The sequence below is a fragment of the Streptomyces sp. TLI_053 genome (assembly GCF_900105395.1).
Taxonomy (GTDB): domain Bacteria; phylum Actinomycetota; class Actinomycetes; order Streptomycetales; family Streptomycetaceae; genus Kitasatospora.
Map to the genome: position 1 here is coordinate 1,603,708 of NZ_LT629775.1, position 22,561 is coordinate 1,626,268.

A 22,561-nucleotide genomic window follows, 5' to 3' on the forward strand; every position below is an offset into this window, starting at 1 on the left:
ACGGCGGTCGGAACCGACCTGAACCACCTGAACCACCTGAACCGATCGGACCACCCGGGTGGCCCGGAGCAGCTCGTGCTCCGGGCCACCCGGCCGTTCCCCCTCGGTCACGGCACGGGCGGGGGCACCCGGCCCACCCGGGAGAAGGAGCGGCGGTAGACCCGGGGCGGGACGCCTCGGCGGCGGACGAAGCGCTCCCGCAGGACGGCCGCACTGCCGTAGCCGACCCGGCGGGCGATCTCCTCGACCGGCAGGTCGGTGGTCTCCAGGAGTTCCTCGGCGGCGGTCAGCCTCAGCTCGCCGAGCCAGGCGTGCGGGGTGGTGCCGGTGGCGGCGGTGAAGCGGCGCAGGAAGGAGCGCTTGCTCATCACGGCGCGGCGGGCCAGTTCGTCGACCGGCAGCGGCCGGTGGAGGTTGGCGCGGGCCCAGGCGAGCAGTTCGGCCAGTCGCTCGTCCTCGCCGTCCTCGGGCACCGGGGCGGCGAGGTACTGGGCCTGGCCGCCGTCGCGGTGGGAGGGCAGCACCATGTCCCGGGCGATGTGGTTGGCGACGGCCGCGCCGTGTTCGCGCCGGACCAGGTGCAGGCAGAGGTCGAAGCCAGCGGCGGCGCCGGCGCCGGTGGTGATCCGGCCGTCGTCCAGGTAGAGCGCCTCGGGTTCGACGGTGACCTCCGGGTGGCTGCGGGCCAGCAGTCCGGCGAAGCGCCAGTGGGTGGTGGCGCGGCGGCCATCGAGCAGTCCGGCGGCGGCGAGCGCGAAGGCGCCGACGCAGTGGGCGGCGACCAGGGCGCCGCGGTCGTGGGCGGCCACCAGGGCGTCCACGACGGCGGGCGGGGGCGGGGTGCGGAAGCCGGCGCCGGGGAGGGCGAGCACGAGGTCGGCGGCGGCGAGCCGGTCCAGGCCGTGCGTGATCGCCAGCGGCACGCCCAGGTCGGTGTCGACGCTGCCGGGGCGGTCGGCGCAGAGGGTGAAGTCGAAGCCCGGCAGCTCCGCCCCGTGCGGGCCGAAGACCTCGGCGACGATGCCGACGGCGAGCATGCCGGCACCGGGTGGCACGTAGGCGGCGACGGTGGTGAAGGGGGCCATCCGCGGAGTGTGGCACAGCGGGCGGCGGGAGGCTGGCATCTTTCCTGCGATCACTGGCATCTGTGCCACTCGTCGGGGGCATGGGCGTTCGACAGGATCGACGCATGACGAACGCACCGCTCGAAAACGCCCCGCTCGCAAACGCTCCGACCGCAGCAGCACTCCCGGCCGACGCCCCGCTCGGCCGCAGCGCCGCCTTCCACGTCCTGACCACCGGCTACGTGGGCTCCACCGGCCCCGGCGTCGCCGCCACCGTCTCCTACGTCACGGACGCCGGACGGCATGTGATCTTCGACCCGGGCATGGTCGCGAGCCAGGACGACATCCTCGGCCCGCTGGCCGCGCTCGGGCTCGGCCCCGAGGACATCACCGACGTGGTGCTCAGCCACCACCACCCCGACAACACCATGAACGTGGGCCTCTTCGGCCGCGCCCGGGTGCACGACCACCGGGTCGAGTACCGGGGGCACGAGTGGACCAACCGGGACGCCGAGGGGTACGAGCTCACACCGTCCCTCCGGCTGATCCGCACGCCCGGGCACAGCGCCGAGGACATCACGCTGCTGGCCGGGACGGCGCAGGGCGTGGTCGCGTTCGCCGGCGACCTGTGGTGGCACGCGGCCGGACCGGCGGACGACCCGGTGGCTCCGGACCGCGAGGTCCTGCGGGCCTCGCGGCTGCGGGTGCTGGCCGCCGCGGACCTGATCGTGCCCGGTCACGGCGCTCCCTTCCGCGGCGACGGATCCACTCCCAGGTAGCGGTAGCAGCGGAGCGGGGGCGGCAGCGGCGGGGGCCGGAGGCGCGAGCTGGGCCGAATGCGTGTATCGCTCTCTTGACTGGCGTCATCGAAGCGCGATACTTGCCTCACTCCCGCTCGCCCGATGAGGTGGCCCACCCATGGAGCTCTCGCCCTCCGCGCACGTGGACACGTTCTGTCGCGACAACCTGCCACCCTTCGATGAGTGGCCCGAATTCCTCTTCGACCTACCGGAGTTGGCCTATCCGGACCGATTGAACTGCGCACACGAGCTGCTCGACGCGACGATCGAGCGGTACGGCCCGGACCGGCGCTGCCTGGTCACGCCGGACGGCACGTGGACGTACGGCGAACTGCGCGGGCACGCCGACGCGGTGGCCCGGCTGCTGACCGGACCGCTGGGCCTGGTACCCGGCAACAGGGTCCTGCTACGGGGGCCCAACGCGCCCTGGCTGGTGGCCTGCTGGCTCGGCGTCCTGAAGGCCGGCGGGGTGGTGGTGACCACCATGCCGCTGCTGCGGGCGGCCGAACTGACCGCCCTGCACGAGGTCGCCGCGCCCGTACTGGCCCTCTGCGACCACCGCTTCCTCGCCGAGCTGGAGCAGGCCACCACCCCCGGGCTGACCGTGCTGCCGTACGGCGGCCCCGGGCCCGAGGACCTCACCGCCCGCTGCGCCGCGGCGGCCGGTCCCTTCACCGCCGTCCCGACCGCCGCCGACGACGTCGCGCTGATAGCTTTCACCTCCGGCACCACCGGACGACCCAAGGCCACCCTGCATTTCCACCGCGACGTGCTCGCCAACGCCGACACCTTCTCGCGCCACCTGCTGCGGCCCACCTCCGAGGACCTGTTCGCCGGCACCCCGCCGCTCGCCTTCACCTTCGGGCTGGGCGGTCTGGTGGTCTTCCCGCTGCGGGCCGGCGCGGCCACCCTGTTACTGGAGCAGGCCACGCCCGAGCAGCTGGCCGGGCACGTCCACCGGCACGGGGTCGACGTGCTGTTCACCGCGCCGACGGCCTACCGGGCGATCCTCGCCGCCGGGCTCGCCGACCGGCTGGCCGGGGTGCGGCGGTGCGTCTCGGCCGGCGAGCACCTGCCGGCCGCCGTCTGGGAGGCGTTCCGCGAGGCCACCGGGCAGCGGCTGATCGACGGCATCGGTGCCACCGAGCTGCTGCACGTCTTCATCTCCGCCGCCGACGGGGACATCCGCCCCGGCTCGACCGGCCGCCCGGTCCCGGGCTACCGGGCGGCGGTACTCGACGAGTCGGGACGGCCGGTGCCGGACGGACAGCCGGGGCGGCTCGCGGTCAAGGGCCCCACCGGCTGCCGCTACCTGCGCGACGAGCGTCAGCACGAGTACGTGCGCGACGGCTGGAACCTCACCGGGGACACCTATGTGCGCGACCCGGACGGGTACTTCTGGTACCGGGCGCGCAACGACGACATGATCGTCTCCTCCGGCTACAACATCGCCGGGCCCGAGGTGGAGCAGGTGCTCGCCGACCACCCCGACGTCGCCGACTGCGCGGTGGTCGGGGCGCCCGACGAGCGGCGCGGCACCGTGGTCAAGGCCTATGTGGTGCTGCGCGCGGGTGTCGTCCCCGGGCCGGACACCGTCCGGGCGCTCCAGGAGCACGTCAAGGGGGCCATCGCGCCCTACAAGTACCCGCGCTCGGTCGAGTTCGTCGAAGCGCTGCCGCGCACCGCGACGGGGAAGCTGGCCCGGGCCGAGCTGCGCCGCCGGGCGGCGCCCGCCACGGAGGCCGCGGCCGGGCCGCAACCGGCCAGTGTCACCGTCGAGCGGCGGGTCGAGTGGTCCGACACCGACGCCGCCGGGCACTACCACTTCTCGGCCGTCCAGCGCTGGGCCGAGGCCGCGGAGGCGACACTGCTGCGCCGGCTGGGCCTGGACGGGCTGTTCGGACGGATCCCCCGGGTGCACTTCGAGGCCGACTACCGCGAACGGCTGTGGTTCGGCGACCTGGTCCGGGTCGAACTGCGGGTCGAGCGGATCGGCGGCTCCTCCCTGCACTACGCCTTCGAGGTGCACGGCCCGAACGGCCCGGCCGCCGGCGGGCGGATGTCGGTGGTGCACGCCGCACCGCACGCCAAGGGCACCGAGCCCTGGCCGGAGCCGGTGCGCCGGGCGCTCACCGGGGCCGGGCGGCAGGAGCCGGAGGTGGTCCGGTGACCGGGGCCGGAGGCGGTCCCTCGACCGGGGCCGAAGGCGGACCGGCGAGCGGAGGCCACCCCGCGGCCGGCGGCAACCCCGCGACCGCGACCGCCCGCCGGGTGGCGGTGATCGGCGGCGGTCCGGGCGGGCTCTACTTCGCCGCGCTGGCCCGGCAGCTGGCCCCGGAGCGGGAGATCACCGTCTTCGAACGGGACGGCCGCGAGGACGAGTTCGGCTTCGGGGTGGTGTTCTCCGACGAGACGCTGGACGGCATCGCGCAGGCCGACCCGGCCGTGTTCGCCGCGCTGGGCGCCGAGTTCGCGCGCTGGAGCGACATCGACGTCCGGTACGCCGGGCAGGTGCGCACCAGCGGCGGCCACGGGTTCGCGGCGCTGGACCGCAACCGGCTGCGCGCGATCCTGCAACGGCGCTGCGACGAGCTGGCGGTGGACGTCCGCTACCGCACCCCGGCTCCCCCGGTCGGGCGGCTCGCCGAGGAGTACGACCTGGTGGTCGCCGCCGACGGCATCCACTCGGCGACCCGCACGGCGTACGCCGGGACCTTCCGGCCCGAGCTGGACGAGCGGCACGCCCGCTACATGTGGCTCGCCACCGACAAGGTCTTCGACGCCTTCACCTTCCTCGTCGAGCGCTTCGACTTCGGGGTGCTCCAGGTGCACGCCTACCCGTACAGCGCGAAACGGTCGACGTTCATCGTCGAGATCGCCGAGGACGCCTGGCGCCGGGGCGGCTTCGAGGCCCTGGCCGACCGGGAGTTCGCACGCGGCGAGAGCGACGACGAGAGCGTGCGGCGCTGCGCAGAGCTGCTCGCCCCGCACCTGGAGGGGCACCGGCTGATCCCGAACGCCTCCCGCTGGATCCGCTTCACCACGGTGCGCAACGCCACCTGGCGGCACCGGAACGTGGTGCTGCTCGGCGATGCCGCGCACTCGGCGCACTTCTCGATCGGCTCGGGCACCAAGCTGGCCCTGGAGGACGCCCTCGCCCTGGCCGCGAGCCTCGGCGAACAGCCCACGGTGGAGCAGGCGTTGGCGGCCTACGAGGCGGAGCGGCGGCCGGTGGTGGAGTCCACCCAGCGGGCGGCGCAGGCCAGCCTGGAGTGGTTCGAGACGATCGACCGGCGGACCGGGCAGGACGCCGACGGGTTCGCGTTCAACCTCCTCACCCGCAGCCGCCGGGTCACCTACGGCAACCTCCGGGCCCGCGACCCCGGGTTCGTCACGGCGGTGGAGGCGGCGTTCGCGGGCGGTGCCGATCCGGCCGGGACGGCGGTGCCGCCGATGTTCCGGCCGCTCGAGCTGGCCGCGCTGGAGCTGCGCAACCGGGTGGTGGTGCCGCCGCTGGCCACCTTCACCTCGCCCGACACGCTGCCCAGTGCCTTCGACCGGGCCCAGCTGACGGCGCACGCGCTCGGCGGCGCCGGGCTGGTGATCGCGGGGATGGCGGCGGTCACGCCGGAGGGCCGGGCCACCGACCACTGCCCGGGCCTGTGGAACGACCGGCAGGAGGCGGCCTGGCGCGAACTCGTCACCGGCGTCGGGGCCGTGAGCGACACACCGCTCGGGATCCAGCTCACCCACGCCGGGCGGCGGGCCGCCACCTCGGTACCGGGACCGGACGGGATCGGCCGCCCCCTGGGCGCGGACGGCTGGCCGCTGCTGGCCGCCTCGCCGCTGCCGTGGGACGCCGACAGCCTCCGGCCGCACGAGGCCAATCAGATCGAACTCGCCGCCGTGGCAGCGGACTTCGCGGCCGCAGCCGAGCGGGCGGCGCGGATCGGCTTCGACGTGCTGGAGCTCCAGTTCGGCCACGGCCACCTGCTCTCCGGCTTCCTGTCGCCGCTCACCAACCGGCGCACCGACCGCTACGGCGGCCCGCTCGCCCAGCGGTTGCGGCTGCCGCTGGAGGTACTGGCGGCGGTCCGCGCGGTCTGGCCGGCCGGGCGGCCGCTGCTGGTGCGGATCTCGGCGAGCGACTGGGCGCCGGGCGGCACCGGCGAGCCGGAGGCCGTCGCCATCTGCCGGGCCCTCGGGGACGGCGGGGCCGACGCGGTGGACGTCTCCACCGGCGAGGTGGTGGCGCACCAGCGGCCGCCGTACGGGCGCGGTTACCAGACGCCGTTCGCCGAGCTGGTGCGCGCGGCCACCGGCCTGCCCACCGTCGCGGTGGGCGCGATCTCCGGGCACGACGACGCCAACTCGGTACTGCTGGCCGGTCGGGCCGACCTGGTCGCGGTCGGCCGGGCCCACCTGCACGACCCGCTGTGGACCCTGCATGCCGCCGCCGAGCAGGGGTACAACGGCCCCGGCGCCCGCTGGCCCGGCCCGTGGGCCGCGGGCAGCCGGCGCCCGCCCGGGCCGGGCTCCGACCGGGTGGCGCCGAGGCTGCGGCTGGTGCGCGAGCCCGGGCCCCCGGTGCACCGTCGCTGGCGGCCCGGCGGCGCCGACCCGACCCGGTACCCCGACCGCACCGAGGAGGAACGATGACCGAGCCGATCGCCGCCGCGCTGCGGCGCCCGCGCTTCACCGCCGCCGCCGTACAGGCCTCGCCCGTCTTCCTGGACCCCGCCGCCACCGTGGCCAAGGCGGTCGCGCTGATCCACGAGGCGGCCGAGCACGGGGCCACCCTGGTGGTCTTCCCCGAGGTGTTCGTCCCTGGTTACCCGTACTGGAACTGGACCATGAACCCGGTCCAGGGCTCGCCCTGGTACGAGCGCCTCTACCGCGCCTCGGTGGACGTGCCGGGCCCGTACGTGGACGCGCTGCGCGCCGCCGCCCGCCGGGCCGGCGTGGTGCTGGTGATCGGCGTCAACGAGCGCGGGCGGCACAGTCTCGGGGTGCTGTACAACACCGTGCTGGTCGTCGACGCCGACGGCGAACTGCTGAGCGTGCACCGCAAACTGGTCCCCACCTGGGCCGAGAAACTGACCTGGACCCCGGGCGACGGCAGCACGCTGCGGGTCCACGACACCGCCGTCGGCCCGCTCGGCGCGCTGGCCTGCGGCGAGAACACCAACCCACTGGCCCGGTTCACCCTCCTCGCGCAGGGCGAACTCGTCCACGCCGCCTGCTACATCGCGCTCCCGGTCGCCCCCGAGGACTACGACATGGCGGAGGCGATCGCACTGCGCGCCGCCGCGCACTGCTTCGAGGGCAAGGTCTTCACCGTGGTGTCCTGTTCCACCATCTCGCCGGAGATCGTCGACGCCGTCGCCGGCGAGGACCAGCAGCTCCGCAAACAACTCGCCCGCCCGCGCAGCGCGTTGTCCGGAATCTTCGGGCCCGACGGACGGGCGGTGACCGAGCCGCTGGTGGACGAGGAGGGGATCGTGTACGCCGAGATCGACCTCGGCGACTGCGTCCGGCCCAAGCAGATGCACGACATCGTCGGCCACTACAACCGCTTCGACGTCTTCCGGCTGCACGTGGACAACCGCCCGCTGCGGCCGCTGACCCTTCCCGAACCGCCCCCGAAGGAGGAGGAATGACCGACTACGACGACGACCGGATCGGCCGCGCCCGGGTCGCCGAGAACGCCGAACTCGCCACCTACTACGAAGAGCTGGCCAAGGTCGACGCGGGCGCGCTGTGGACCGTGGCGAACGAGATCGAGCCCTGGTACCCGCAGCCGAAGTCGGTGCCGGTGCTCTGGCGCTACGCCGACCTGCGGCCGCTGGTCCGCAAGGCGCTGCCGCTGGTCCGGGCCGACGACGCCGGCCGCCGGGTGGTCATGCTGGTCAACCCGGGCCGCCGCGAACTCAGCGCCGCCGTCGGCCTGCTGTACACCGGCCTGCAGATCATGGGCCCCGGCGAGGCGATGACCGCGCACCGCCACCAGGCCTCCGCGCTGCGCTTCGTGCACGAGGGCACCGGCGCCTGGACGATCGTCGACGGCCAGAAGCTCGAGGTCGGCCCGCGGGACTTCGCGATCACGCCCAACGGCGCCTGGCACGAGCACGGCAACGAGTCCGAGGACGCCCCGGTGATCTGGCAGGACGGCCTCGACATCCCGCTGGTCAACATGCTCGACGCCAACTTCTACGAGGTGCACCCCGAGCTGTACCAGCGGCCCGGGCCGGTGGCCAACTCCTCCCTGCTCAGCTACGGCGGCAACCTGCTGCCGTACGGCGTCGAGAAGTGGACCCGGCCGTACTCGCCGCTGCTCGGCTGGCCCTGGGAGCCCAGCTACCACGCGCTCACCCGGCTCGCCCGCGCCACCGAGGGCTCGCCCTGGGACGGGGTGATCATGGAGTACACCAACCCCGTCACCGGCGGCTCGGTGATGCCCACCATGGGCGCCCACCTCCAGCTGCTGCGCCCCGGCCAGGCCACCCGGGCCCACCGGCACACCGGTTCGGTGGTCTACACCGCCGCCAAGGGACGGGGCGTCTCGGTGGTCGCCGGCCACCGCTTCACCTGGCAGCAGGGCGACATCTTCGTGGTGCCGTCCTGGGCCTGGCACGAGCACGCGAACCTCGACCCCGGCGAGGACGCCTGCCTGTTCTCCTTCAACGACTTCCCGGTGATGCACTCGCTCGGCCTGTACCGCGAGGAGCCCTACCCGGAGCACGACGGGCACCAGCCCACCACCACCCCGTGACCAGGAGCGCACACCCATGCGGCTGTTGACCTACTGCCTCCCCGGCGACGACACCCCCCGCCCCGGCGCCCTGCTCGCCGGGGACCGGGTCGCCGACCTGTCCGCCCTGGCCGCCGCCGCAGGCGTCCGGCTGCCCCCCGACCTGCTGGGACTGGTCGCGGCCGGCGAACCGGCCCTGGCCGCCGTCCGCGACCTGCTCGACGGCGCCGGTCCCGCCCACCTCCGCCCGCTCGCCGAGGTGGCGCTGCGCGCCCCGCTGCGGCCCGGCAAGATCGTCGGGGTCGGGCTCAACTACGTCGAGCACGTCGCCGAGTCGCACCGCACCCTCGACACCGAGCGCGAACTGCCCGACCGTCCGGTGCTGTTCAGCAAGCCCTCGACCGCCGTCACCGGCCCCGGCCAGCCGATCCTGCACAACGCCGAACTCACCGAGCAGCTCGACTGGGAGTGCGAACTCGCCGTCGTCATCGGCACTCCCGCCCTCCGGGTGGCCGAGGCCGACGCGCTGCGGCACGTCTTCGGCTACAGCATCGTCAACGACATCAGCGCCCGCGACCAGCGCCGCTCCGGCCAGTGGTTCTTCTCCAAGGGCCAGGACAGCTACGCGCCGTTCGGCCCGGTCGTGGTCACCGCCGACGAGATCCCCGACCCGCAGCGGCTCGACCTGTCCCTGCGGGTCAACGGCGAACTGCGGCAGGACTCCAACACCCGCCACATGCTGTTCGGCATCGCCCGGCTGATCTCCGACATCTCCTCCGGCGTCACCCTGGAACCCGGCGACGTCATCGCCACCGGCTCGCCGTCCGGCGTCGGCGCCGGGATGGTGCCCCCGCGGTTCCTCCGGCCCGGCGACCTGGTCGAGGCCACCGTCGAGGGGATCGGCACGCTCGCCAACCCCGTGATCGACGCCCGCTGACCCGCCGCCCGCCCCCGCAGAGGAGCCCGCCCCGATGACCACCAGCTACCGGATAGGCCAGATCGTCCCGAGCTCCAACGTCACCATGGAGACCGAGGTCCCCGCCCTGCTGCGGGCCCGCGAGCGGGTCGCGCCCGAGCGCTTCACCTTCCACTCCAGCCGGATGCGGATGACCCGGGTCACCCCCGAGCAACTGCGCGCCATGGACGCCGAGTCCGACCGGTGCGCCGCCGAACTCGCGGACGCCCGGGTCGACGTGCTCGGCTACGCCTGCCTGGTCGCCGTGATGGCCACCGGTCCCGGCTACCACCGGGAGGCCGAGCAGCGGCTGCACCGGCGCACCGCCGAGAACGGCGCGGCCGCGCCCGTGGTCACCAGTGCCGGCGCGCTGGTGACCGGGCTGCACACGCTCGGCGCCCGGAAGGTCGCCGTCGTCACCCCCTACCTGCGCCCGCTGGCCCGCACCGTGGTCGACTACCTCGGCCACGAGGGCATCGAGGTGGTGGACTTCGCGGCCCTGGAGATCGCCGACAACCTCGACGTCGCCGCCCACGACCCGGCGAAGCTCCCCGCCATCGCGGCCGGCCTCGCGCACAGCCGGGCCGACGCGGTGGTGCTGTCCGCCTGTGTGCAGATGCCCTCGCTGTCGGCGATCGAGGAGGCCGAGCAGCGGCTCGGCAAACCGGTCGTCTCGGCGGCCGTCTGCACCACCCACCAGCTGCTGCGCGCCCTCGGCCTGCCGGCCTTCGCCCCCGGCGCCGGCCACCTGCTCTCCGGCGCGTTCGCGGAGTCCTGAACCGGCCCGCGGCGGGGCGGGCACCCGCCCCGCCCCGCCGGGAGCCACCGCTATGATCACCACGAGCCGTCGGGAGGAGATCCGGATGACCGAGAGCACGCCCCGGCCGAGCTCGCTGATCCACACCGTCTACGGCGAGTTCGTCCGCCGGCTCGGCGGCTGGATATCCATCGCCGACCTGATCGCCCTGATGGCCGAGCTGGACGTCGACGCACCCGCCGTCCGCTCGGCCATCTCCCGTCTCAAGAAGGCCGGCACCCTGCTCCAGGAGCGCGGCGGCGGGTCCGGCACCGGCTACCGTCTCTCCCCCGCGATGGGCCCGGTGTTCGACGAGGGGGACCGCCGGATCTTCCGCAGCCTGGAGCCCGCCGAACTCGCCGACGGCTGGGTGGTGGCCGTCTTCTCCGTCCCCGAGTCCGAACGCGCCCACCGCCACACCCTGCGCTCCCGGCTCAGCTGGCTCGGGTTCGGCAACGCCGCCCCCGGCGTCTGGCTGGCACCCGCCCGGGTCCTGCCCGACGCCCGGCGCCTGCTCGAACGCCTCGGTCTGGACGCGTACGTCCACCTCTTCCTCTCCGCCGAGTACGCCGGATTCACCGAGCTGCGCACCGCCGTCGCCGCCTGGTGGGACTTCCCGGCCATCGAGGGCCAGTACGCCGCGTTCACCGACACCTGGCGGCCCGTCCTCGACGCGCGCGAAGCCGGGACCGGCCGGGGCTCGGACGGCTCCGGCAGCGACCGCGGCTCCGACGGCCCCGGCCTCGCGCCCGCCGAGGCGTTCCGCGACTACGTCCCGATGCTCACCCAGTGGCGGCGGCTGCCCTACCTCGACCCCGGGCTGCCCGCCCCGCTGCTGCCGCCCGACTGGAACGCCGTCGCCGCCCGGGCCGTCTTCACCGGACTCCACACCCTGCTCGCCGGGCCGAGCCTGCGTCACGTCGAAGAGGTCACCGGGCTGGTGACCGCCGCCCACCACCGCCAGGAGCAGTGATGACCCCGCAGCCCCACCGGCCCCCCGCCGACCTGCTGGTGCGCGCGGCCGCCGTGCACACCCTCGTCCCCGGCGAGCCGCCGCGGCGCGCCGTCGCCGTCACCGGTGACCGGATCACCGCGCTGGCCGCCGACCCGCACGGCCTGGACGGGCTGATCGGCCCCGCCACCGAGGTCGTCGACGCGCCCGGCGCGACCGTGCTGCCCGCCTTCGACGACACCCACACCCATCTGGTCCTCGCCGGACACAGCGTGCACGGCGTCCCCGTCCACCGCGCCACCGACCTGGCCGGGTTCCTCGCCCTGGTCCGCGAACGGGCCGCCACCACCCCCGCCGGCGAGTGGATCACCACCACCGTCAACTGGCAGGAGATGAACCTCGCCGAGCAGCGGATGCCGACCACCGAGGAGCTGGACAGCGCCACCGACCGCCACCCGGTCCTGGTCCGCCGCGGCGCCTACAACATGGTGCTCAACTCGGCCGCGCTGCGGCTCGCCGGCATCACCGCCGCCACCCCCGAACCACCCGGCGGCGTGATCGAGCGCGACGCCGACGGCCGGCTCACCGGTCGCCTGATCAACAAAGCGATCGAGCTCGCCGAACGCGTCCTGCCCCGGCCCGGCCCCACCGAGCGGATCGACGGACTGCGCGCCGCCTCCGCCGCGTACGCCGCCACCGGGATCGGCACCGTCCGCGACTGCCTGGTCCCGGTCGAGGACCTCGACGTGCTGCGCACCGCCCGCGACGCGAACGCCCTCGCCGTCCGGGTCCGGGCGCTGGTCTCGGGCTTCGCCGTCCGCACCCCCGAGGAGGTGGACGCCCTGCTCGACCGCGTCGACGCCTGGCGGGCCGCCGGCCACGAGGACGACCGGCTCTCGGTCTGGGGAGTCAAGTTCGGCATCGACGGCGGCTTCGAGGCGGGCGCCCTCGAGGAGCCCTACCAGGGGCAGCCCTGCTACCACGGCCGGCTGCTGTGGGAGCCGAAGGAGCTGGCCGACGCCGTGGACCGGGTGGTCGGGCGCGGACTGCGGGTCGGCGTGCACGCCTGGGGCGACCGGGGACTGCGCACCCTGCTCGACGTCTTCGAGGAGGTGCTCGCGCGCCGCCCCGGCCTGCCCGCCGGCACCCTGGTGGTGGAGCACGGCGGGCTCGCCCGCGCCGAGCAGCGGGCCCGGGCCGTCGCCCTCCGGATCCCGGTGACCGTGCAGCACCCGCTGCTGCACGACGGCGCCCCCACCCAGCAGCGGGCCTGGGGCGAGGAGCGCACCCGCGCGCTGTTCCCGCTGCGCGAATGGCTGGACGAGGGCGCGATGCTGGCGGCCGGTTCGGACTTCCCGGTCGGGCCGTACGGCGCGATGCTGTCCGTCTGGGGCATGACCACCCGCCGCACCGTGGCCGGGGTGGTCGGGGCGGAGCACGCGATCGAGCGGTCCGAGGCGATCGCGCTGCACACCTCGGCGGCCGCCCGGCTGACCGGGGAGAGCGCCGACCGGGGCGCCCTGCGGCCCGGTGCCCTCGCCGATCTGACCCTGTGGCCGACGGACCCGCTGAGCTGCCCGGTCGAGGAGCTGCGGACGCTGCTGCCCGACCGCACGGTGGTCGGCGGGCGCACGGTCCACCGGCGCTGAGGCGGGTCAGTCCGCGGCCGGACGCGCGGGGTCGCCGGCCGGCCGCACCTCCTGGAGCAGGCCCCAGGTGAAGTCCGCCGTACGGGCGTGCGGCCGGCCCTCGGCGTCCGGGGCCGTGAAGTCCAGCCGGAACCGGTTCGGCGCGCTGCCCTCGCGCGGCACCGCGGGCGGGAAGGCCGCGCCCAGATCGGCCACCACACAGCTCCACGGCTCCAGGTCGGCGAGCGTGCGCAGCACCGGCGGCGGGGTGTCCGCGGCCCGCACCAGCCAGGCGTTCAGCACCGGCGCGCCCGCCTCGGCGGGACCGGACAGCACCTCGAACCGCAACCCGGGCCAGAGCGGCAGCGCCCACTGCCGGGCGGAGCACGCGAGATCCCCGATCCGCCGCGTCACCACCGCCTCCGGCGGCCCGAGCACGGCGGTGTACCGACGCCCGCCGCCCGGGAACCCAGGCGCCCTGAGCATCGCCTGCCAGCGCTTGTTCGCCTCCCGCATCCCCGCCCGGGTCTCCCCCAGCCGGCGGACCGCGTCCTCGACCAGCTCCGGCCGGAAGTCCGCCATCCGTCGCAGCAGGACCAACTGGAACTCCGTCACCCCGAACCCGTGCACCCCGGCAGGCTACCCGGACGGGCCGCCCCCGGCCGGACGGACGGGGGCGTCGCTCAGCCGGTGTCGCCGGCGCCGGTCGGGTAGGGCGCGAAGGTGCTGCTGTGCTCGTCCACGGCGAGCGGGCGGCCGATCGGCGGGGCCGAGCGCTGCGGGCAGGCCGTCCGTTCGCAGACCTTGCAGCCGAGGCCGATCGGCGTGGCCGCGGCCTCGTCGGTCAGATCGAGACCGGCCGAGTACACCAGCCGCGCGGCGTGCCGCAGTTCGCAGCCCAGCCCCAGGGCGAAGGTCTTGCCGGGGCGACCCCAACCGCCCGGCGACCGGGTGACGGCGCGGGCGGTCCACAGATAGCGGCGGCCGTCCGGCATCGCGGCCACCTGGACGTGCACCCGGCCCGGGGCGGCGAAGGTCTCGTAGACGTTCCACAGCGGGCAGGTGCCGCCGGTGCGGGAGAAGTGGAAGTCCGTGGCGGACTGCCGCTTGGAGACGTTGCCCGCCCGGTCGACCCGGACGAAGGAGAACGGCACCCCGCGCAGACCGGGCCGCTGCAGGGTGCTGAGCCGGTGGCACACCGTCTCGTGGCCGACCGAGAAGTGGTCGGCCAGGTGCTCCAGGTCGTAGCGGGACGTCTCCGCCTCGTCGTGGAACACCCGGTAGGGCAGCACCAGCGCGGCGGCGAAGTAGTTCGCCAGCCCGATCCGGGTGAGCGCGTGCGCCGGGGTGCCCTCGGGGCCGTCCTGCGCGGCGAGTTCGGTGAGCAGCGCGTCGTGCTCGAGGTAGCCGAGCTGGGTGGCGAGCCGGAACGCCTGCTGGCCGGGCCGCAGCCGGGGCGAGAGGTGGAGGGTGCGGCCGACCGGGTCGAAGTGGTGCAGCCGGTCGTCCTTCCCGCCCGCCCCGGTGCTCACCCGGACGGAGTGCGCCTCGGCCAGCCGGTCGGTCAGCGCGGTCCGCACCCGGCCCCGGCGGATCCCGATGCGCGTCGCCAGCTCCTCCGCCGCCCGGTCGAGTTCGTCGACGTAGTTGGCCCGCCGGTAGAAGAACTCGCGGACCTGCTCGTGCGGAGTGCGGGCCTCGGTGAGGCCAGCGGCCGGGCCGCGGTCCTCGGCCAGCAGGGAGAGCTGCTCGGCGGCGCTGCGGCGGCGGCGGTCCACGTCGAGCAGCAGGGCGGCCACGGCGGGCAGGCGCTGCGCCAGCTCGGCGAGGTCACCGGCGGTGATCCGCCCGGCGGCGACCTCCTCGCCCAGGGAGTCGCGCAGTTCGGCGGTGAGCCGGGCGGTGTCGGGCGGGGCGAAGTAGCCGGCCTCCACGCCGAACGCCTCGGTGAGCCGCAGCAGGACCGGGACGGTCAGCGGGCGGGCGTCGTGCTCCAACTGGTTGAGGTAGCTGGGCGAGAGGTCGAGGAGCCGGGCGAGTGCGGCCTGGCTGAGGCCGCGCTCCTCGCGCAGCCGGCGCAGCCGCGCCCCGGCGAAGGTTCTGCCCATGTGTCCCGGCCTCCCTGGTCGACGGGCGCCCGCCCTGGGGTCCGTCCCGGCCCCGCCCGTGGGGCACCACCGGCGGGGCCGAGCACGGACCCTATCCCGTTCGGGCCCGCCCCGGTCTTCGCAGACTTCGCCGATTCGCCGTTCCGGCTTCGCAGAACTTGGCACCGGTCCAGCGGTGACGGCACCCCCGCCGGCCTGCCAGAGTCGTTCTGCGGCCGGGTCCCGAACCCGGACGGCACCAACCACCGGCCACGAGCCGGGTGTTGGTGGCCGTCCCCGGCGGATCCACGTCCCGCGGTGCAGTACCGCCCGCCCGGTACCCCGGCCGCACCCGCCCTCCTGGTGGCGGGCATCACATCCTTCGCAGCACATCACTTCACAGCACACGTTTCACAGCACACCTCTGACAGCACACGGCAACGAGCCCGGGAGCGGATCACCATGACCGAGTCGGTACGGCAGCAGCAGGAGCGGCGCGCGGCGGAACTGGCCGCCCGGTGGGCGTCCGACCCGCGCTGGGCGGGCATCGAGCGCAGCTACACGGCGGCGGACGTGGTCCGCCTGGCCGGCTCGGTCCGCGAGGAGCACACCCTCGCCCGGCGCGGCGCCGAGCGGCTGTGGCAGCAGCTGCACGAGCAGGACTACGTCCACGCCCTCGGCGCGCTCACCGGCGGCCAGGCCGTCCAGATGGTGAAGGCCGGGCTGCGGGCGATCTACCTGTCCGGCTGGCAGGTCGCGGCCGACGCCAACCAGGCCGGGCAGACCTACCCCGACCAGAGCCTCTACCCCGCCGACTCGGTGCCGCAGGTGGTGCGCCGGATCAACAACGCGCTGCTGCGCGCCGACCAGATCGACGCCGTCGAGGGCACCGACGGCGGCCCGGACTGGCTGGTGCCGATCGTCGCCGACGCGGAGGCGGGCTTCGGCGGGCCGCTGAACGCCTTCGAGCTGACCAAGGGCATGATCGCGGCCGGTGCGGCCGGCATCCACTACGAGGACCAGCTGGCCTCCGAGAAGAAGTGCGGCCACCTGGGCGGCAAGGTGCTGGTCCCGACCGCGCAGCACATCCGCACCCTCAACTCCGCCCGGCTCGCGGCCGACATCGCCGACGTGCCGACCCTGATCGTCGCCCGCACCGACGCGCTCGCGGCCAACCTGCTCACCACCGACGTGGACGAGCGCGACGCCCGCTTCTGCACCGGCGAGCGCACCGCCGAGGGCTTCTACCGGGTCGAGCCGGGCATGGCCCCGGTGATCTCCCGGGGCCTGGCCTTCGCCCCGTACGCGGACCTGATCTGGGTGGAGACCGGCACCCCGGACCTCGCCCAGGCCCGGGAGTTCGCCGAGGCGATCAAGGCCGAGCACCCGGACAAGATGCTCGCCTACAACTGCTCGCCCTCCTTCAACTGGAAGGCCGCCCTGGACGACGACCGGATCGCCAAGTTCCAGCGGGAGCTGGGCGCGATGGGCTACCGGTTCCAGTTCATCACCCTGGCCGGCTTCCACGCGCTCAACCACTCGATGTTCCAGCTGGCGCGCGGCTACGCCGAGCACGGCATGACCGCCTACGTCGACCTCCAGGAGGCCGAGTTCGCGGCCGTGCCGGACGGCTACACCGCCGTCAAGCACCAGCGCGAGGTCGGTACCGGCTACTTCGACCAGGTGAGCACGGCGCTCAACCCGAACGCGGAGACGCTGGCGCTCACCGGCTCCACCGAGGCCGAGCAGTTCCACTGAGGCCGGACGGTTACCCCACCGTTCCACCGGCCCCGTTCCGTCGGCCCGCCCCGCCGGACCGGACCGCCCCCGGACCGCCCCGCCGGTCCCGTTCCACCGAGCCCTCCCGGCGGCCTCGTCGGGGACGAGCCGCCTTCCGCCGCGCCGCCCGGAGCCCCCGTTGAGGGACGGGGCCCCGGGCGGCCCCCCGACCGCCCCCAGGAGAACCGGATGAGCCTGCCCACCCGTATCGAGGTCCTCGGCGCCCCCGAGGACCGTTTCGAGGAGGTCCTCACACCCGAGGCCCTCGAGTTCGTCGCCCGCCTGCACCTCCCGTTCGCGGCCCGCCGCACCGCACTGCTCGCCGAGCGGCGCCGCCGGGCCGACGCCCTCGCCGCCGGCGGCACCCTGGACTTCCTGCCGGAGACCCGCGCCGTCCGGGAGGACGACAGCTGGCGGGTGGCCGGGGCCGGGCCGGGCCTGCACGACCGCCGGGTGGAGATCACCGGCCCCCCGGAGCGCCGGATGGCCGTCAACGCGCTCAACTCCGGTGCCAGGGTGTGGCTCGCCGACTTCGAGGACGCCACCTCCCCCACCTGGCACAACCTCGTCACCGGCCAGCTCAACCTGATCGACGCGATCGAGCGCCGGATCGACGACACCACGCCCGAGGGCAAGCGGTACTTCGTCGGGAACGACCCGGCCACCATCGTGGTCCGCCCCCGCGGCTGGCACCTCGACGAGCACCATCTGCTGATCGACGGCAGCCCCGCGATCGGCGCCCTGGTCGACTTCGGCCTCTACCTGTTCCACTGCGGACGGCCGCAGATCGAGGCCGGTTCCGGCCCCTATTTCTACCTGCCCAAGCTGGAGAACCACCTCGAGGCGCGGCTGTGGAACGACGTCTTCACCGTCGCCCAGGCCGAGTTGGGCATCCCGCACGGCACGATCCGCGCCACCGTCCTGATCGAGACCATCACCGCCGCGTTCGAGATGGACGAGATCCTCCACGAGCTGCGCGAGCACGCCGCCGGCCTCAACGCCGGCCGTTGGGACTACCTGTTCAGCCTGATCAAGAACTTCGCCCAGCACGGGCCGAGGTTCGTCCTCCCGGACCGCTCCTCCCTCACCATGACCCAGCCGTTCATGCGCGCCTACACCGACCTGCTGGTGCGCACCTGCCACCGGCGCGGCGCCCACGCCATCGGCGGCATGGCGGCGGCGATCCCGCAGCGCGACCCCGCCGCCAACGAAGCGGCCCTCACCCGGGTCCGCGCCGACAAGGAGCGCGAGGCCGGGGACGGCTTCGACGGCTCCTGGGTGGCGCACCCGGGACTGGTCGGCACCTGCCGCACCGCCTTCGACGCCGTCCTCGGCGACCGGCCGCACCAGCTCGACCGCTCCCGCGAGGACGTCGAGGTCACCGCCGCGGACCTGCTCGGCGTCCACCGGCTCTCCGTCGGCCTGCCCACCGAGCAGGGGCTGCGCGCCAATGTCGCGGTCGCCCTGCGCTACCTCACCGCCTGGCTGGGCGGCACCGGCGCGGTCGCCGTGTTCGGCCTGATGGAGGACGTCGCCACGGCCGAGATCGCCCGCTGCCAGCTCTGGCAGTGGCAGCACCACTGCACCCGGCTCACCGGCGGCTCGCTCGCCACCCCGGACCTCGTGCGACGGCTGATCGACCGGGAGCGCGCCGCCCTGCTCGCCGAGGGCACCGACCCGGAACTGCTGGACGACGCGACCCGGATCCTCGTCGACACCGCCCTCGGCGCCGAGCTGCCCGCCTTCCTCACCACCGAGGCGTACGCACGCCACCTCGTCCGCACCACCGCCACCGCTGCCACGGCCGCCTGACGCCGCTCCCGGAAAGGCACCACCCTTGAAAGGTAGGACGCCATGAACGACATCCGACGGGTCGCCGTCGTCGGCGCCGGCCAGATGGGCGCCGGCATCGCCGAGGTCTTCGCCCGGGCCGGCCTGGACACCGTCGTCTGCGAACGCGGCTCGGCCGCCCTGCGCGCCGCCCGTACCCGCATCGACCGCTCCCTGCACCGCGCCGTCGACCGCGGCCGCCTCGGCGAGCAGCAGCGCACCGACACCTGGGCGCACCTGCTGTTCGCCGACGACCTCGAGGCCCTCGCGGACCGCCAGCTCGTGGTCGAGGCCGTGGTCGAGGACGAGCGCGTCAAGACCGAGGTGCTCGGCGCCCTGGACAAGGTGCTCGCCGCCGACGACGCCGTCCTCGCCACCAACACCTCCGCCATCCCGGTCACCCGTCTCGGCATCGCCACCGGCCGGGCGTCCCAAGTCCTCGGCCTGCACTTCTTCAACCCCGCCCCGGTGATGCCGCTGGTCGAGCTCGTCTCCTCCCTGCACACCGACCCGACCGTCCTCGACCGGGTGCACACCTTCGCCGAGCAGGTGCTCGGCAAGCACGTCATCCGCTCCCGCGACCGCGCCGGCTTCGTCGTCAACGGCCTGCTGATCCCCTACCTGCTGTCCGCGATCCGGATGGCCGAGGCCGGGCACGCCAGTGCCGAGGACATCGACGCCGGCATGGTCCACGGCTGTGCCCACCCGATGGGCCTGCTCCAACTCGCCGACCTGATCGGCCTCGACACCGTCCAGGCCATCGCCGGGTCCATGTACGACGAGTACAAGGAGCCTCTGTACGCACCCCCGCCCCTGCTCACCCGCATGGTCGAAGCGGGCCTGCTCGGCCGCAAGACCGGCCGGGGCTTCCACACCCACCGGGCGGGCTGACGACTCCTCGCCCCCGACGGGCCGGCGCCCGCGCTACGGACAGACCTCGCCGAACTTGACGGCCCCGACCGTCACCGGCTGCCCGCTCAGCGCGGTGCCCGCCGCCGGAGTCCGGGTGCAAACCGCGCCTCCTGCCGACGAAGAGCGCAGGCATGCCGAAGACCGTTCCGCCCCCCGGCCGCGGCGCCGCCCGCCGCGGCCGAAGGTGTCACGGTCGGGCGGAGGCGGGCCCGGTCGGGCCCGTCTTCGCCCGACCGGGCAGAATCGTGGGCATGCGGCACATCTACGTCATCGGCATCGGTGCGGGCGACCCGGACCACCTCACCCTGCAGGCGGTCAAGGCCATCGCCCGCACCGACGTCTTCCTCCTCCTCGACAAGAACGAGCAGCGCCAGGACCTCATGCGGCTGCGCCGGCGGATGATCGAGGAGCACGCCCTCCCCGGCCACCGGGTGGTCGAGGTGCCGGACGCCGAGCGCGACCGGACCACACCGGCCTACACCGAGGCCGTCCAGGACTGGCGCCGCCGCCGGGCCGAACTGGTCGGCCGGCTCATCGCCGAGGAGCTGGGGCCGGACGGTACCGGCGCACTCCTGGTGTGGGGCGACCCCAGCCTGTACGACAGTGTGACCGCTGTACTGGACGAGGTGCTGGCGGCCGACCCCGGCGCGTTCGGCTACGAGGTGGTGCCGGGCATCAGCAGCGTCTCGGTGCTCGCGGCCCAGCACCGCACCACCCTGACCCGGGTCGGCCGCCCGGTGCGGATCACCACCGCGCGCCGACTGGCCGCCGAGGGCTTCCCGCCGGGCGCCGAGGACACGGTGGTGATGCTCGACGGCCAGGCCGCCTTCGGCCGGATCGACCCCGAGGGCGTGCACATCCACTACGGCGCCTACCTGGGCGGCGAGGACGAGATCCTGGTCTCCGGTCCGCTCGGCGAGGCGGCGCCGGAGATCGCCCGGCTGCGCGCGGAGGCCCGTGAGCGCAAGGGGTGGATCATGGACACCTATCTGCTCCGCCGCACGGAGGACTGACCGCGTTCCGCCGCCCCGCCACTGCCCGCGACGGCCTCGGCGGGGCGCACCGGACCGGACGGGACCGGACCGGGGTGACCGGGGCCCGTCCGGCCGCACCCGGCCACCGTCAGTCGGGCCGGAAGAACGCGAGCATCTTCCGGGCGGCGTCCGGCGCCCGGAGCATCGCCTGGATCTCCGTGGACATCCGGGCGGCAGCGGCGGAGCGTTCGAACATCTCGCGTTCGTACTCCGCCACGGCGGCCGGGAAGTCGTCCGGGTGCGCGGCGAGCGCGAGGCCGAGCAGGGCGCCGTCGAGCAGCGCCATGTTGGCGCCCTGTCCCACCGGCGGCATCAGGTGCGCGGCATCGCCGACCAGTGTGACGTCCGGCTTCGACGGCCAGGTCAGGCCGACCGGGAGCGTGGTGATCGACCTCGGCACGATCGTGTCGTCGCAGGCCGCGATCAACGCGGTGAAGCGCGGGTCCCAGCCCGGGAGCAGGTCGATCAGCCGCGCGCGGGCGGCCGCCGGGTCGTCGAACGGGATCCCGCTGCCGGCGAACCAGTCCGCGGCGGTGTCGTGGAAGCCGAGGCCGATCCGGACCCGGCCGTCGCCGTTGCGCTGCGCCGCCAGGGACAGTCCGTCGCCGAGCACCCAGTAGGTGCCGCGCCCGACCATCGCCGCGAGGCCGGGGTGGGTGCGGTCGATGTCGGGGATGCCGACCTCGACCACGTTGTGGCCGGTGTGCTCCGGGCGGGCGTCGGTGAGCAGCGCGCGGACCCGGGAGTTCGCGCCGTCCGCGCCGACCAGCAGCTCGTACGTCGCGCTGCTGCCGTCGGCGAAGCGCAGCCGGCCGCCGTCGGCGGACTCGTACGCGTGCCCCCAGCGCACCACGCCCTCGGGCAGGGAGTCCAGCAGCAGGCCGCGCAGGTCGGCGCGGTCGACCTCGGGCCGTGCGAGCGGGGCGTCGTCGGGCGTGTCCTCCTGGAGCAGCAGAGTGCCGTCCGGCTCGAGCAGCCGCATGTCCTGGCCCTCGCCGCGGGCGATCGCGAAGAACCGGTCGAGCAGACCCGCCTCGCGCAGGGCGCGCTGACCTGAGTGGATGTCGAGCATGCCGCCCTGGCCGCGCGCGTGGCGCGAGGACTCGCGTTCGTGGACGACGCACTCCAGGCCGTTCATGTGCAGCACCCGGGCGAGTGTCAGTCCGCCGAGACCCGCTCCGACGATGGCGATGGTCATATGTGCCTCCCCCTTCGGTACACCCCCGGCGCACCTCGATACACCGTACTGGTCGATACACTGTATCGCCCGATGCGTTGTATGGTGAGCGTCATGTTGGTGTGGGAAAGGCCGGAGCCGCCGGATCGACCCGTTCCGGCCCCGCTGAGCCGGGACCGGATCGTGCGAACGGCGATCCGTCTCGCCGACGCGGACGGCCTGGACGCGGTGTCGCTGCGCAAGGTCGCGACCGAGCTGGACGTCCGTCCGATGCGGCTGTACGGCTACATCGCGAGCAAGGAGGAGCTGCTCGACCTGATGGTGGACGCCGTGCACGCCGGGATCCGGCCGGTCGGCGACCACTGGCGGGAGGTGCTCCGGTCCCATGCCGAAGCCACCCGGAGCGCCGTCCACGAGCACGAATGGCTCGCCGATCTGCTGGGCGGCCGGCCCCAGCTCGGACCGGAGGCGCTGGCCGGCGGGGAGACCCTGGTGGCCGCGCTGGGTGACATCCACGTGGACGCCGTCATGCCGGTGGTCGCCGCGGTCAAGGCGTACGTGATCGGCGCGGTGCGCCGGGAGATCGCCGAGCGGCGGGCCGAGCGGGCCACCGGAATGGACGAGAAGCAGTGGCAGCGCTCGCTCGGGCCGTACCTGGAACGCGCGTTCGCCACCGGCCGGTTCCCCGCCCTGGCCACGGTGGTGCGCGACGCCGCCCACCTCGACGCCGACCGCACCTTCCGGACGGGCCTCGACTTCGTGCTCGACGGCATCGAGGCGCACATCTCCCGATGAC

The 22,561-nt window shown here is 74.6% G+C and carries 17 protein-coding genes and 2 pseudogenes; 15 read left to right on the plus strand and 4 right to left on the minus strand.

Going from position 1 to position 22,561, the window contains the following annotated elements; genetic code table 11:
• Window positions 1-107 precede the first annotated feature (107 nt).
• A complete protein-coding gene (locus BLU95_RS06170; RefSeq protein WP_173862008.1) occupies window positions 108-1,085 on the minus strand; it encodes a GlxA family transcriptional regulator in 978 nt (325 codons plus the stop codon).
• A 104-nt stretch (window positions 1,086-1,189) separates the two neighbouring features.
• Between BLU95_RS06170 and BLU95_RS06175 the strand changes: the two genes are divergently transcribed.
• The 10 genes and pseudogenes from BLU95_RS06175 to BLU95_RS06215 all read left to right on the plus strand — a co-directional run bounded on the left by BLU95_RS06175 (window position 1,190) and on the right by BLU95_RS06215 (window position 12,967).
• The gene (locus BLU95_RS06175; protein WP_093859075.1) at window positions 1,190-1,843 is read left to right on the plus strand and encodes an MBL fold metallo-hydrolase; all 654 of its coding nucleotides are present in this window, start codon (window positions 1,190-1,192) and stop codon (window positions 1,841-1,843) included.
• 139 nt (window positions 1,844-1,982) lie between these two features.
• A pseudogene (locus BLU95_RS06180) lies at window positions 1,983-3,593 on the plus strand (AMP-binding protein); the annotation flags it as partial.
• A 96-nt stretch (window positions 3,594-3,689) separates the two neighbouring features.
• Window positions 3,690-4,034, plus strand: a pseudogene (locus BLU95_RS43805) (acyl-CoA thioesterase); the annotation flags it as partial.
• Window positions 4,031-6,523 carry an oxidoreductase gene (locus BLU95_RS06185; protein ID WP_173862009.1) on the plus strand — a complete coding sequence of 831 codons (2,493 nt, stop codon included), beginning with the start codon at window positions 4,031-4,033 and terminating at the stop codon, window positions 6,521-6,523. The pseudogene BLU95_RS43805 and the gene BLU95_RS06185, both read left to right, overlap by 4 nt.
• Window positions 6,520-7,524, plus strand: a complete 1,005-nt coding sequence (locus BLU95_RS06190) for a carbon-nitrogen hydrolase family protein (RefSeq protein WP_093859076.1) — start codon at window positions 6,520-6,522, stop codon at window positions 7,522-7,524. Before BLU95_RS06185 ends, BLU95_RS06190 begins: the two co-directional genes overlap by 4 nt.
• Window positions 7,521-8,636 carry a cupin domain-containing protein gene (locus BLU95_RS06195; protein WP_093859077.1) on the plus strand — a complete coding sequence of 372 codons (1,116 nt, stop codon included), beginning with the start codon at window positions 7,521-7,523 and terminating at the stop codon, window positions 8,634-8,636. Before BLU95_RS06190 ends, BLU95_RS06195 begins: the two co-directional genes overlap by 4 nt.
• Before the next feature lie 16 nt (window positions 8,637-8,652).
• Window positions 8,653-9,552, plus strand: coding sequence for a fumarylacetoacetate hydrolase family protein (locus BLU95_RS06200; protein WP_093859078.1), 900 nt, complete (start codon window positions 8,653-8,655; stop codon window positions 9,550-9,552).
• A gap of 34 nt (window positions 9,553-9,586) precedes the next feature.
• The gene (locus tag BLU95_RS06205) at window positions 9,587-10,348 is read left to right on the plus strand and encodes a maleate cis-trans isomerase family protein (protein WP_093859079.1); all 762 of its coding nucleotides are present in this window, start codon (window positions 9,587-9,589) and stop codon (window positions 10,346-10,348) included.
• A gap of 85 nt (window positions 10,349-10,433) precedes the next feature.
• Window positions 10,434-11,339 (plus strand): PaaX family transcriptional regulator, encoded by a 906-nt coding sequence (locus tag BLU95_RS06210; protein WP_093864683.1) that lies wholly within the window; start codon window positions 10,434-10,436, stop codon window positions 11,337-11,339.
• On the plus strand, window positions 11,339-12,967 hold the full coding sequence (locus BLU95_RS06215) for an amidohydrolase (RefSeq protein ID WP_093859080.1): 1,629 nt from the start codon (window positions 11,339-11,341) through the stop codon (window positions 12,965-12,967). Before BLU95_RS06210 ends, BLU95_RS06215 begins: the two co-directional genes overlap by 1 nt.
• A 6-nt stretch (window positions 12,968-12,973) precedes the next feature.
• Here the strand turns inward: BLU95_RS06215 and BLU95_RS06220 are convergent, their stop codons facing one another.
• Together BLU95_RS06220 and BLU95_RS06225 are read right to left on the minus strand one after the other, a co-directional pair.
• Complete coding sequence (locus BLU95_RS06220) at window positions 12,974-13,576, minus strand: hypothetical protein (RefSeq protein ID WP_093859081.1); 603 nt, start codon at window positions 13,574-13,576, stop codon at window positions 12,974-12,976.
• 53 nt (window positions 13,577-13,629) lie between these two features.
• Window positions 13,630-15,054 (minus strand): short-chain fatty acyl-CoA regulator family protein, encoded by a 1,425-nt coding sequence (locus BLU95_RS06225; RefSeq protein ID WP_093859082.1) that lies wholly within the window; start codon window positions 15,052-15,054, stop codon window positions 13,630-13,632.
• Between the two features lie 441 nt (window positions 15,055-15,495).
• Between BLU95_RS06225 and aceA the strand changes: the two genes are divergently transcribed.
• The 4 genes from aceA to cobF all read left to right on the plus strand — a co-directional run bounded on the left by aceA (window position 15,496) and on the right by cobF (window position 20,567).
• Entirely contained in the window at window positions 15,496-16,791 is a 1,296-nt protein-coding gene (gene aceA / locus BLU95_RS06230) for an isocitrate lyase (RefSeq protein WP_093859083.1), read from the plus strand.
• 210 nt (window positions 16,792-17,001) lie between these two features.
• Entirely contained in the window at window positions 17,002-18,624 is a 1,623-nt protein-coding gene (gene aceB, locus BLU95_RS06235; RefSeq protein ID WP_093859084.1) for a malate synthase A, read from the plus strand.
• Window positions 18,625-18,666: 42 nt separating this feature from the next.
• Window positions 18,667-19,533 carry a 3-hydroxybutyryl-CoA dehydrogenase gene (locus BLU95_RS06240; protein WP_093859085.1) on the plus strand — a complete coding sequence of 289 codons (867 nt, stop codon included), beginning with the start codon at window positions 18,667-18,669 and terminating at the stop codon, window positions 19,531-19,533.
• Window positions 19,534-19,805: 272 nt separating this feature from the next.
• Window positions 19,806-20,567 carry a precorrin-6A synthase (deacetylating) gene (gene cobF, locus BLU95_RS06245; protein ID WP_093859086.1) on the plus strand — a complete coding sequence of 254 codons (762 nt, stop codon included), beginning with the start codon at window positions 19,806-19,808 and terminating at the stop codon, window positions 20,565-20,567.
• Between the two features lie 109 nt (window positions 20,568-20,676).
• Here the strand turns inward: cobF and BLU95_RS06250 are convergent, their stop codons facing one another.
• Window positions 20,677-21,786: an FAD-dependent oxidoreductase gene (locus BLU95_RS06250; protein ID WP_093859087.1), complete on the minus strand. Its 1,110-nt coding sequence runs from the start codon at window positions 21,784-21,786 to the stop codon at window positions 20,677-20,679.
• A gap of 93 nt (window positions 21,787-21,879) precedes the next feature.
• Between BLU95_RS06250 and BLU95_RS06255 the strand changes: the two genes are divergently transcribed.
• Window positions 21,880-22,560, plus strand: a complete 681-nt coding sequence (locus BLU95_RS06255; RefSeq protein WP_093859088.1) for a TetR/AcrR family transcriptional regulator — start codon at window positions 21,880-21,882, stop codon at window positions 22,558-22,560.
• Window position 22,561: the final 1 nt, after the last annotated feature.

Bases quoted from the DNA above. Each gene is read 5' to 3' on its own strand.
- BLU95_RS06250 (WP_093859087.1), bottom strand. From the start codon at position 21,786: ATGACCATCGCCATCGTCGGAGCGGGTCTCGGCGGACTGACACTCGCC.
- aceB (WP_093859084.1), top strand. From the start codon at position 17,002: ATGAGCCTGCCCACCCGTATCGAGGTCCTCGGCGCCCCCGAGGACCGT.
- BLU95_RS06225 (WP_093859082.1), bottom strand. From the start codon at position 15,054: ATGGGCAGAACCTTCGCCGGGGCGCGGCTGCGCCGGCTGCGCGAGGAG.
- BLU95_RS06240 (WP_093859085.1), top strand. From the start codon at position 18,667: ATGAACGACATCCGACGGGTCGCCGTCGTCGGCGCCGGCCAGATGGGC.
- BLU95_RS06170 (WP_173862008.1), bottom strand. From the start codon at position 1,085: ATGGCCCCCTTCACCACCGTCGCCGCCTACGTGCCACCCGGTGCCGGC.
- BLU95_RS06200 (WP_093859078.1), top strand. From the start codon at position 8,653: ATGCGGCTGTTGACCTACTGCCTCCCCGGCGACGACACCCCCCGCCCC.
- BLU95_RS06255 (WP_093859088.1), top strand. From the start codon at position 21,880: ATGTTGGTGTGGGAAAGGCCGGAGCCGCCGGATCGACCCGTTCCGGCC.
- BLU95_RS06210 (WP_093864683.1), top strand. From the start codon at position 10,434: ATGACCGAGAGCACGCCCCGGCCGAGCTCGCTGATCCACACCGTCTAC.
- BLU95_RS06205 (WP_093859079.1), top strand. From the start codon at position 9,587: ATGACCACCAGCTACCGGATAGGCCAGATCGTCCCGAGCTCCAACGTC.
- aceA (WP_093859083.1), top strand. From the start codon at position 15,496: ATGACCGAGTCGGTACGGCAGCAGCAGGAGCGGCGCGCGGCGGAACTG.
- BLU95_RS06190 (WP_093859076.1), top strand. From the start codon at position 6,520: ATGACCGAGCCGATCGCCGCCGCGCTGCGGCGCCCGCGCTTCACCGCC.
- cobF (WP_093859086.1), top strand. From the start codon at position 19,806: ATGCGGCACATCTACGTCATCGGCATCGGTGCGGGCGACCCGGACCAC.
- BLU95_RS06175 (WP_093859075.1), top strand. From the start codon at position 1,190: ATGACGAACGCACCGCTCGAAAACGCCCCGCTCGCAAACGCTCCGACC.
- BLU95_RS06195 (WP_093859077.1), top strand. From the start codon at position 7,521: ATGACCGACTACGACGACGACCGGATCGGCCGCGCCCGGGTCGCCGAG.
- BLU95_RS06215 (WP_093859080.1), top strand. From the start codon at position 11,339: ATGACCCCGCAGCCCCACCGGCCCCCCGCCGACCTGCTGGTGCGCGCG.